The sequence below is a fragment of the Sphingobium sp. B8D3B genome, assembly GCF_025961875.1.
Lineage (GTDB): Bacteria > Pseudomonadota > Alphaproteobacteria > Sphingomonadales > Sphingomonadaceae > Sphingobium.
Genome location: NZ_JAOQON010000001.1, coordinates 3,224,034 through 3,234,973 on the forward strand (window position 1 = coordinate 3,224,034; position 10,940 = coordinate 3,234,973).

The window sequence follows — 10,940 nt, forward strand, 5'->3', positions numbered from 1 at the left end:
GGGTTTCGCGACGTGGCTTGGGGGGGCGTAGCCCGCAGCTTGACCGCTGGGGCGTGGGCCGGGCAAGGGGGCAGCGATTGTAATGATGAGCGATGAGAAAGTGCAGTCGAAGGTGAGCGGTCGTAAAGCAGGCCCGGCGGACGAGGTCCAGCTCCCCGGCTGGAATCTTGATGAGCTGAACTATCCGACGTTCCGGATGACGCTGATCGCCAAGATCATGGATCGCCTGACCATTCGCAATCTCGCGGAGATTGAGGACATCACCTATGCGGAATGGCGGGTGATGGCGCGGCTCGCCACGATGCACCAGGGGGGAACGGTGCGGCAGGTGGCCGAGATGGCCTGGGTCGATCGGGCCGAAGTCAGCCGCGCCGTCAGCACCCTTGAAGAGAAGGGCTATACGCTGCGCATGGAGAACCCCCATGACCGGCGGGCGCCCATTCTCAAGATGACTCCCGTGGGGCTGGAGCGATACCGCGCGGCGCTGGCCGAACGGAAAGCCTTCCACGAACTGCTGACCGCGAAACTCTCCGACAAGGAGTGCGAGACGCTCAACCAGCTGCTCGCCAAGATCGGCGAGCAGCTGGTCGTGCTTTCGCAGCCGGTGTCGGCCGACGCGGTTAAATGATCGCGTAATAGCGGAACAGCGAATGGTCCGGCGCGTCGTCGGGCGTCAGTTTCGGGCGACGCTGCCCAACGCCGACGATCACGGTGCGGTTGAGCCAGCCATGCGGCCCGTCCGGCGCGCGGAAATAGGGCGTGCAGCGGAAGTAGGACGATGTCTTGGTGCCGTCCGGCAAGTCCAGCGGACCATGCACATAGCCAAGGTTGCGAATATAGATCAGCGCGCCGTCATCCGCCTCGATCATATAATGGGCATTGAGCTCCACCACCTTGTCGGTGCGGACCACCGGCCAGTCGGCGCCGCTATAATCGACCAGCTTGCCATTGAGGCGCGGCCCCTCGACGGTGCTGCCTTCGCCTACGGACGTGTAGCCGTGATTGGGGCCGCCCGCATGGATGGCGCCAGTCGCCCAGCGCTTGTCGAAATTGATGCGGATGTCGAAGACATGATCGTAGCGAAGGGCGAGGGGATCGTCAGTCATGGATGTCCTTGCGGCTTGTGTTGATAGATCAACTTATAGAGCAGGCGGGCGACAGTGCGACCCCTTAAGGTCGCGCTTCACGCTGCCACTCGTGCGCCGCGCAGCAGATCCACGAGCGAGGCTGCATCATCGATGGCATCGCCGCGCCATGCGACATGGCCGTCCGGCCGGGCCAGCAGCATGCGGTGCCGGTAAACCTCCGGCACGTTATCGAGCGCGCGATCCACGGTGAGGACTGTGAGCGGCATCCCGCAAACACGCGCCGCCGCAGCCAGCGGCTCGACGTCCGGCGCGGCCTCACCCTCGTCCTCAATGCAGATCAGCGTGTAGCCCGGCCCGCAGAGGTCGTAGAGCGAGCGCCCGTCCGCGAGGAAGAAATGCGGCACGCGGCACCCTGGCGCGGTCGACGGCGTATAATCGTGCATGGTGTAGGCCGGCGCGGCTTCGCCATCATAAGCGATGATCGGCGAAGCATCGTAGAAGTAGCCGTAGTTCAGCCCGGCGCAGGCATATTGCTGGACATTGAGCGCATAGGCAGCCGCGCCGACGGCCCGGCGCGCCGCCTCGCCTTCGGGCGTTTCGTCCTCGATCTCCGGCGGCAGGGTATTGCGCTCCTTGATGGCGCCGCTGGCATGGCCCATCGCAAAGCGGGAAACCTGTTCGGTAATGGGCTTGCGCTCTGCGACATAGGCGTCGAGGATTTCCTCGGGCGCCCAGCCCTGCAAGGTGGCGGCGAGCATCCAAGAGAGGTCCATGGCATCGGCAATGCCGGCGTTCATGCCATAGCCGGCATAAGGCACCCACAGATGCGCGGCATCGCCGGCGATGAAGACACGGCCTTGGCGGAAGCGGTTGGCGACCAGTCGCCGGCCGATCCAGTCCTCGTTGGAGAGTTGCGTGAAAGGGAAGTCCGGCCCGACGCCCAGGATGTGCCGAATGCACCGATCCCGGTCGACCTCCTCGAACGTCTCCTCATCGGGCCGCAGATAATTGTGGACGAGCCACCGCCGCTCGCCATCAATGGCGAGCACGGTCCCGGCGCGATCGGGATTGTAATTATAGTTCATCCACGCCGGACCACTGCCGAGCGCATCGAGAAGATCGGGCGCGTCGATCAGGGTGGATTGCACGCGCTGGACAACGGCATCGCCCTCAAGTTTTCCGCCGATCTGCTTGCGCACCGCTGAACTGCCCCCGTCGCAGCCGACCATGTAGCGGCAGCGGATTTCTCGGGGCGTACCGGTGGGCAGGTCGGTCAGCTGCGCGCGCACGTTTCCCCCCTCCTCCTGCACACTGTCAAACCGCGTCTCGTTGAGCAGCGTGATGTTCGGGTGCAGCGCGGCATGGGCAAAGAAGATCGGTTCGAAGAAGATCTGATTGACCCGATGCGGCGGTTCGGGGGTGGGCCACCAGCCATCCGGGCCGATCCTGTCCTGATAGCGGTTGCGCCGCGACGGGATGGGGATGCGCGCGAGCTCGGTGCCGGTCATCCGGGTGCGGAACACGATGTCATTGGGGTAATCATGCGGCAGGCCGACCGCGCGCACCTCCCGCGACAGGCCGAGGCGGCGCAGCGTCTCCATCGTGCGCGAGGACACATGGTTGCACTTCACGCTGGGTGGCTGACCGGCTGGGCGCATCTCGGCGACGACAACCTGGATCCCCCGCGACGCCAGGTCCAGCGCGAGCAGCAGTCCCACGGGCCCAGCGCCGATAATTAGAACTTCGGTGTCAGTCATCCGCCCCTCGTTGAGTAATCAACGAAACTGATAGCAGATGCGGAAGCGGGATCAATTTCTTTTTGTCCGTCTCTGCAGAGCGTTGCAGCGGGGTTGGCCGCAAAGGGCAAGTGGAGACGGGAACCTGACGCCCGCAGGGCCATTCAGGGGCCATCGAGCTTGGGGAAAGATCAGTCTGGCGACAGCGATTCAAGGGATTCGCCTCTCCAGCATCGTCATCTTCCTGACAGCGACGAGGGGACTCGGTTCCAGTTCCGTAGGCGGACGCGGCTTTGTCCGGCGGATGACGACCGAGAAGAGCTTGGCGTTAATTGCCCTCTCACATAAGCAGGGCGTCCGAAGAAATGGCCACGGACGTAAGGGAATCTTGGAAAGGCAGGAGATTGATGATTGAAAAAGGAAACGTTTAAAATAGTCAACAATAATGGTTATTATGCAATATTTAACCTATAATTAATTCTATTTAATTTTACTGGAAATTCCTGATTTGTTAGGAGTCTCGTGTATCCGACCTGCTTTTGACATACGGCGCTCGACATGCGGGACAGGCAGGGTTCATTTGAGCCGTGTCAGGCTCCAAATCTGCCGGTCGTTAAGGGTTTCTTGCAGTGCAGCATTGCTGGGTCGCACCATGCCGGTTTAAAGTCGGATGATGACAACATAAAACGGGTAAGGCATTGAAAATGAATAAAACTACACGTTACAAAATACTGAATACTGTATCTTCTGGCAACAGCTTCAACGAAATCCATTAAATTATTTAATTATCGATCTGCTTTTAACGTCGATTAAGCTCGAGCCAATAGCCGGCCCACGCCATCTTGCACTTTGAAAAATATAGAATATTTCCCGTTCCTGCCTTGACCGGCAAGGAGAAGGCCAAGAGCGCAAACGCCCTTAACCTTCTGCCCATTTATGACTGCAATGCGCTTCCGAGCGCGGTCGTCATCCCCTTCAGGCCAATCTGGCGCCGACTCCGCTGGCGTGGTCTGCTTCCCCACATGCGGCTCGCAATCTCCAGTTCCTCCCGCCCAACGGCGCCTGTGTAGATGGCGGTGGTGCTGATGTCGGTGTGCCCCATCCACTTCTGCACCATGTTCAACGGCACGCCCGAGTGGATGGCCGATACGCCAAATCCGTGTCGAAAACCCTTGGCCGTCGCCTGCATTCCCTTGATACCGACCGCCTGCATGATTGCGTTGACCTTTCGCCACGCTGTCATTCTCGACCATGTCCATAGCAGGCTGTCGTCCGCGCCACTGCCCCGGCCATGCACCTTGTGGATCAGCTTCACCAACTCCAGCGGAGCCGGAACGGCGCGGTAAATCCCCCTTTTTCGTTTCTTGAGGCTTTCGATGATGATGCATTGCGAGCGCAGATCGATGCTCCTGAGCGTAAGCGCCAGGGCCTCCGAGATCCGGCATCCTGTCACGGCGAGCACCATGCAGAAGGTGTAGGTCTCGGGCGCTTCGCGTGCGGCGTAAGCGAGCACGGCGGCCCGCTCTTCCTGGGTCAGATATTTGCGCTGCCCTTCATTGCCGTAAACCATGTTCAGCATCCTGCATCTCCCTCTTGGTGAGCCGCCGACGGGATCGCCATCCAGGCCTTTCCGCACTGCAAAAGGATGCAAAAACAGTCATTTGAAACAGTATTCAGTATTCTGTCACGGACTCAGAGGGGTTTGGGATGCTGGATATGGCGCAACGGATGGCAGACGATTTCGGGGTGCCGGTTAACCTTTCGATGGGGCCGGCACCCGAACTCGTGATGGTGGGGTTCAGGATCGATAACCTGTCCCACCTCGCCCAGGCTTATGGCGAAGCTGTGCGTGAAGGCGCGCGCGCTCTGCTGGCCGGTCTGCTCGGTGAGGTGCTCGGCGGTGACGGCGTCGTGATGCCGGTCTGCGATGATTTGATCCCGGCGGTGGTCTGGTCGCCGACGGCTTTTGGCCAAGCCTTCACCAACGCGGCATGTGCGGACTTCGCCCAGCGCTTTGCGGTCGCGGTCGCTGGCCGCCCGCTCATTCACGGCAATGCCGATCTGCGCCTGGCTGTCAGTGCAGCCTGGTCCCTGCTGCCGGATGTTCATTCCGATGCCGATCTTGGCGCAGCGCGGGACGATCTGGCGTGTCGCCTGACGACCCAGCGTTTCAACGGCAACCCGATCGATACGCAGGCCGACTGGGCGCAGCGTTACCGGGCCGACATGGCGCAGGCTGCGTCCCTGCTTTCGGCGCTGGCGAACGGGCGGCTGCTTCCGGTCTGGCAGCCGGTGCGCAGCGGCGCGCAGGGCGACGCTGTGCTCTATCATGAATGTCTGCTGCGGATGCTCGAGGATGGGCGTCAGGAGACGGCCGGCCCCGCCATCGGCGCTCTGGAGCGCTTGGGCATGGTTGGCGTGCTGGATCATTATGTGGTCTCGACGGTGATCGAGGAACTGCAGCGCGATCCCGACGTGTGCCTGGGCGCCAACATCTCCGCGCACAGCGCCTGTCCCGGTGGGTGGTGGGATGAGCTGATGCCGCGCCTGCGCGACATGCCGTCCGTCGCGCGCCGTCTGGTCATCGAGATCACCGAGACTGCGCATTATCCGGATATTGGCGAGGCCACATGCTTTGCGGCGCGGCTGCGCAAGCTCGGCGTGCGGGTTGCGCTGGACGATTTCGGCGTTGGCCATGCCTCGCTGCGTTCGCTGCTGGCGCTGCAGCCCGATATCATCAAGATCGACGCCTTCTTCCTGCGCCGGGCCGCCAGTTCCGAGCCGGATCGCGTCGCGCTGCATCATCTGATCGGCCTGGCCGGCAGCTTTGTCCGCGATGTCGTGGTCGAGGGCGTGGAAACGCGCGCGGAGGCCGATCTGGCCCTGCGCGCCGGCGCTGTGTGGTTGCAAGGCTATCACACGGGCTATCCCTCCGTCGTCCGCTCCTGGTCCGGTCCTATGGGCGGCACCAATGTGCTGACGCTGTTCGATCAGCCGCAAGCCGGCTGGTCCGAAACGCGGAGGGCGGTCGGATGAGCGGCCTTGCGGATGTTCGTGCCCGGACAGGCACGCCCCTCGGTGATCCGTGGGCCGCGTCGGAAGCGGTCCAGCCTTCGCTGGCGCGGGGCATTCTCATGGGTGCTCCGGTCAGTTTGCTGCTGTGGTGGCTTCTTCTTCAACTGGTTGTGCGGGTCGCTTCGTAGCTTTGGCGCGGGGTGGTTGGCGATGTCGGCACAAGATCAGGATATTCAGGGTGATTTCGATGTTTGAGGGGGTTGGGACGAGGCGCGCTGCGACGCTGTGTCGTGGTTTGCGCGGTCCCTCAGGACGCGCGGGCGGGCTGATCGGCTGCGCTGTGCTGGGGGCGGTGCTTGTTGCTCCGCTGACGGCCATTGCGCAGCAGGGCGATGTTCGCGCGCCGGCGGCCGTGGCCGCAGCGCCGGGCCCGGTCTCTGAGCCGTCCTCTTTGTCGCTGGATGATCTGATGGCGCAGGCGGCGCGGGCCAATCCGCAGGTATTGTCGCAGACCGATGGCGCGCGGGCTTCGGCTTATGAGGTGGCGAGCGCGCGCTGGGCGTATTTTCCCGAGCCGGCGTTCGAGAGCGAGCGGGGGCGGCGGGGCTATGTCGTCACCGGCACGCTGACGCAGCCGGTCTGGACCTTCGGGCGGATCGGCGCGAACGTCGATGCCGCCAAGGCGCGGCTCTCCTCGGCGGAAGCGGCGATCGACGCGACGCGCTACCAGATCGCGCTGCGGGTGATCGACAGCTATGGCCGGTTCGTGGCGGCGCGTCTGGGCGCGCAGGTCTATGCGGCCGATATTGCCCGGCTGGAAGCGCTGGAAGGCATGATGCGGCGGCGGGTGGCCACGGGCCTGTCCGCGCCGGTCGATCATAATCTGGTGCTCACCCGGCTGAGCCTCTCGCGCAACACGCTGACCAACTATCAGGCGATCGAGCAATCGGCCACTGAGGCGCTGAGCCAGCTGACCGGGCGGCCGATCGATCCGGCGCGGATCGCGTTCGACGTGGCGGCAGGCGATGAGCCGCTGGACGTGCGCAGCGAGGATCTGCTGGCGCGTACCATCGAGACCAACCCGGCGCTGCTGCGCGCCGAGCAGGAGATCGGGGTGGCGAAGGCCGAGGCGCGGGTGGCGTCCAGGGCGATGATGCCGACCATCTATGCGCGGGCCGAACAGCGCTTCTCGGACGATCGCTATTATGCCTCGGCGCTGCCTGACACGCGGGTCGTGGTCGGCGTGAAGTTCGCCTTCGGCTCCGGGCTCGCCTCGGTGGAGCGCATTCGGGCATCGCAGGCGCTGGAGAGCGCGGCGCGCAATGCCCGCGATGCCTATCGGGCGGATCTGACGGCGGAGGTCGCGGCCGATCTGGCGAGCTGGCGGGCGGCGCGCAGCCTGGTGCGCGAGTTGCAGGTCAGCCGGGGCGTGCAGCAGCAGACCTTCGAATCCTACAACCGGATGTTCCTGGCCGGCAAGCGCAGTTGGCTGGACGTTCTCAATGTCACCCGAGAGCAGACCGACATCGAGCGGAGCCTGAGCGATGCGCAGGTCCAGCTTTTGATCGCCCGCTACCGCTTGCGCCTCAAGGAAGGGGCCTTCCCATGGAACTGATTGCAGGGCCTTCACCGGCCGAGACTCCCGCCGGCGCGCCCGAGAGTGCGTCCGACGACGTCCTCTTCATGGGGCCGCCGCCCGCGACCCCCTTTGCCGATGGCGTGCTCTGGCTGGGCGGGCGCCTGGCGACGGCGCTGGAGTGCCAGGGCGGCCTCACGCGGCGCGACGGTCGCCGCATCCGCGCGCTGTTCAGTGCTGGCGCATCGGGGGCAGGCGCTCCGGGCGAGGAAAGCCGCATTGCGGCGCGCGCGGCGCTGGCGCTGTGCGAGACGCTGCGGCTCAAGCTCTCGCGCTGGCGGCGCGAACCGCATGAGGCGGACCTGCCGATGATCGCGCTGGTGCCAGGCGCCGGCTATCGCATGGTGCTGAGCCTGAGCAACGACGGCACCTGGCTGTGCGAGGGGCCGCAGGGTCGCGAGCGGATGGCGGCATGGCCCGAAGGCACGATGTTCGCCGGCGTCACCCCGCGTGGCGAGATCGCCCATGCGCGCACCGCCAAGGGCGTGTTCGAGGCGATCATGGCCGTCGACAAATCCTGGGTGGTGATGGCGGCGCTGGCCTCGACGCTGGCGAGCATTCTGGTGCTGGCGACCTCGCTTTACTCGATGCAGGTCTATGACCGGGTGATCGGGCAGGGCGGCGTCTCGACGCTGATCGTGCTGACGGTCGGCACGGCGATCGCCATCGGCATCGAGTTTGCGCTCAAGCTGGCGCGTTCGGCCATTGTCGACAAGGCGGTGCATCGCATCGATCTGGAGGCGGCGATGAGCGTCTTCCAGCGGATGCTCTCGACCCGGCTCGACCAATATCCGCCGAGCGTGGGCACGTTCGCGGCGCAGGTGCGCGGCTATGAGGGGGTGCGGGCGTTCATCGTCGCGCGCAAGCTCTATCTGTTCACCGACGTGCCGTTCGCCTTGTTCTTCCTGGCGGTCATCTTCCTCATCGGCGGGCCGTTCGTGGCGGCAGTGCCGGCTCTGGCGTTCGTGGTGGCGGTGGCTGCCGGACTGCGCTCGCGTCGGGCGATCGAGGCGCACAGCGCGCGGGAAAATCTGGTCGGCAACCAGCGCTACGGCCTGCTGGTCGAGACCATCCAGGGCGCCGAGTTTTTGAAGGCGAGCGGCGGCGAATGGCAGATGCGCAACCGCTGGAACGACCTTTCGCGGCGGACCGCCGACGAGATGACCGAGATCCGTCATCTCAACGAGACGGCCGGCTATATCTCGGGCCTGGTCCAGCAGATCAGCTATGTCAGCATGGTGGCGACCGGCGCCTATCTCGCCGCGACGACCACCAGCCTGACCGTCGGCGCGATCATTGCCTGCTCGATCGTCTCGGGCCGGGTGCTGACCCCCGTCAACGCCATTCCGGGGCTGCTGGTGCAAGGCGCCAATGCCAAGGTCGCGCTTGACAATCTCGAGCGGCTTTACGCTTCGGAGCAGGACAATGACGGCATCGATGCACCGCTGGTGCCCGATGCGATCCAGGGCCGGGTCGAGGTCGCCAATCTGGAGTTCGCCTGGGCCTCGCAGCCTGCCCCGCTCAAGCTGCCGGCGCTGACCATCGCGCCGGGCGAGCGGGTCGGCATTTTGGGCGCGGTGGGATCGGGCAAGAGCACGTTGCTCAAGCTGCTCGCCGGGCTGGTCAAGCCCGAGCGGGGGCATGTGCTGCTCGACGGGCTCGATCTGCAGCATATCGCCAGCGAGCGGCGGGCCGAGCTGATCGGCTATCTGCCCCAGCAGGCGCGGATGATCAGCGGCACGCTGCGCGACAACCTCACCATGGGCCTGCCTTATGTGAGCGATGAGGAGCTGGTCGCGGCGATCCAGGCGACAGGTCTCGCCGGCTTCCTCGCCGGGCGTCCCGAGGGCGTGCATCTGCGCATTGCCGAAGGCGGTGGGGGCCTCTCGGGCGGTCAGCGCCAGCTCATTGGCCTGACGCGCCTGCTGCTCGCCCGCCCGCAGGTGTGGCTGCTCGATGAGCCGACCTCCTCGATGGACGATGGCACCGAAGAGCGCTGCCTCTCGGCCCTGCGCGCCGCGGTTCAGCCCGGCCAGACGCTGGTGCTGGTCACCCACAAGCTGCGCCTCCTCGAGCTCATCGACCGGCTGATCGTGCTGACCCCGCAGGGCATCGCTCTGGATGGCCCGCGCGACGCGGTGATCGAGCGGCTGCGCCAGGGTCCGGCGGCACAACAGGGTCCGGCTGCACAACCGGGCGCACAAGCTGAGCATCACAAGGGAAGCGTGGCATGAAGATGGAAGATCCAAGGGCGATGCGCGCGGGCCTGGGCGGCGTGCGCCAGCAACTGGCCCGGCTTCCGCTGGGGCCGGGGGGCTGGTTCATCGTGATCACTGGCCTTGGCATTGTGGCGCTGCTGATCTGGGCAAGCGTCTCGCAGATCGACCAGCTGGCCCGCGCCCGGGGGCAGGTGATCGCGCTGGCCCGCACGCAGGTCATCCAGGCGGCGGACAGCGGCGTGCTGGCGGAGATGAAGGTCGAGGAAGGGCAGATGGTCCGCAAGGGTCAGCTGCTGGCCCTCATGGACCAGAGCCGCGCCTCGGCGGCCTATGACGACAGCCGCAACAAGGTGGCCGCGCTCAAGGCGACGCTCGCCCGGCTGCGGGCCGAGGTTTACGGGCAGGCGCTGGTGTTCCCGCCCGAGCTGGAGGCCTATCCGGCGTTCCGCAGGAACCAGACCGATCTGTTCAACCGGCGCCGCCAGGCGCTCAACGAGGGCATTGGCGCGCTGGTCCAGAGCCGGCGGCTCGTCCAGGCCGAGCTCGATATCACGCAGCCGCTGCTGGCGGCGGGCGATGTCGGGCAGGCCGAGGTGATCCGCCTCAAGCGCGCGGTCGCCGAGCTCGACGGGCAGATCGTCAATGCTCGCAACAAATACTTCCAGGACGCCCAGGCCGAGATGACCAAGGCCGAGGAGGATCTTGCCACGCAGGAAGAGGCGCTGCGCGAGCGCTCGGCGGTGTTCGGCTTTACCGAGCTGCGCGCGCCGCATGACGGGCAGATCCGCAAGATCAACGTGACCACGCTGGGCGCCTCGGTGCGGCCGGGCGATGCGATCATCGAGATGCTGCCCACGACCAGCGAACTGATCGTCGAGGCCAAGTTCAGCCCGGCCGATCTTGGCTCGGTCAAGGTCGGCCAGTCCGCGCAGGTCAAGCTCGATGCCTATGATCCCAGCATCTACGGCAGCCTTGCCGGCGAGGTCGTCTACATCAGCCCCGATGCGCTGAGCGAGCCCGGGCCGCAGGGCAGCGAGCACTTCTATTACCGCGTCCACATCCGCCTGAAGGGCCACGGCGCGGGTAACGCGGGCAGCAAGCCCATCCAGGTCAGCCCCGGCATGACCGCCACCGTGGAAGTGCGCACCCACAAGCGTTCGGTGCTCACCTACCTCACCAAACCCATCACCAAAACCGTCGATGAGGCGCTCGGCGAGCGCTGACCTCAACCGCACACAGCTTTGAA

7 protein-coding genes and 2 pseudogenes are annotated in these 10,940 nt (G+C 65.1%); 6 read left to right on the forward strand and 3 right to left on the reverse strand.

The window, feature by feature from the left end; translation table 11 throughout:
- Window positions 1–82 precede the first annotated feature (82 nt).
- Window positions 83–628: a MarR family winged helix-turn-helix transcriptional regulator gene (locus M2343_RS15200; RefSeq protein ID WP_264577275.1), complete on the forward strand. Its 546-nt coding sequence runs from the start codon at window positions 83–85 to the stop codon at window positions 626–628.
- Here M2343_RS15200 and M2343_RS15205 read toward each other — a convergent pair.
- The 3 genes from M2343_RS15205 to M2343_RS15215 form a co-directional block, all read right to left on the reverse strand.
- Window positions 621–1,106 (reverse strand): DUF3237 domain-containing protein, encoded by a 486-nt coding sequence (locus M2343_RS15205; protein ID WP_181558549.1) that lies wholly within the window; start codon window positions 1,104–1,106, stop codon window positions 621–623. The two genes, M2343_RS15200 and M2343_RS15205, sit on opposite strands and share 8 nt — an antisense overlap.
- A 77-nt stretch (window positions 1,107–1,183) precedes the next feature.
- Window positions 1,184–2,845 (reverse strand): FAD-dependent oxidoreductase, encoded by a 1,662-nt coding sequence (locus M2343_RS15210; RefSeq protein ID WP_264577276.1) that lies wholly within the window; start codon window positions 2,843–2,845, stop codon window positions 1,184–1,186.
- 913 nt (window positions 2,846–3,758) lie between these two features.
- Window positions 3,759–4,403, reverse strand: coding sequence for a tyrosine-type recombinase/integrase (locus M2343_RS15215; RefSeq protein ID WP_264577277.1), 645 nt, complete (start codon window positions 4,401–4,403; stop codon window positions 3,759–3,761).
- 149 nt (window positions 4,404–4,552) lie between these two features.
- Between M2343_RS15215 and M2343_RS15220 the strand changes: the two genes are divergently transcribed.
- From M2343_RS15220 to M2343_RS15235, 5 genes and pseudogenes are all read left to right on the forward strand, one after another.
- Entirely contained in the window at window positions 4,553–5,860 is a 1,308-nt protein-coding gene (locus tag M2343_RS15220) for an EAL domain-containing protein (protein ID WP_264571907.1), read from the forward strand.
- A 226-nt stretch (window positions 5,861–6,086) separates the two neighbouring features.
- Window positions 6,087–7,454: a TolC family protein gene (locus M2343_RS15225; RefSeq protein WP_264577278.1), complete on the forward strand. Its 1,368-nt coding sequence runs from the start codon at window positions 6,087–6,089 to the stop codon at window positions 7,452–7,454.
- A 548-nt stretch (window positions 7,455–8,002) separates the two neighbouring features.
- A pseudogene (locus tag M2343_RS16735) lies at window positions 8,003–8,776 on the forward strand (ABC transporter transmembrane domain-containing protein); the annotation flags it as partial.
- Between the two features lie 237 nt (window positions 8,777–9,013).
- A pseudogene (locus M2343_RS16740) lies at window positions 9,014–9,709 on the forward strand (ATP-binding cassette domain-containing protein); the annotation flags it as partial.
- Window positions 9,706–10,917 carry an HlyD family efflux transporter periplasmic adaptor subunit gene (locus M2343_RS15235; RefSeq protein ID WP_264577280.1) on the forward strand — a complete coding sequence of 404 codons (1,212 nt, stop codon included), beginning with the start codon at window positions 9,706–9,708 and terminating at the stop codon, window positions 10,915–10,917. The pseudogene M2343_RS16740 and the gene M2343_RS15235, both read left to right, overlap by 4 nt.
- Window positions 10,918–10,940 lie beyond the last annotated feature (23 nt).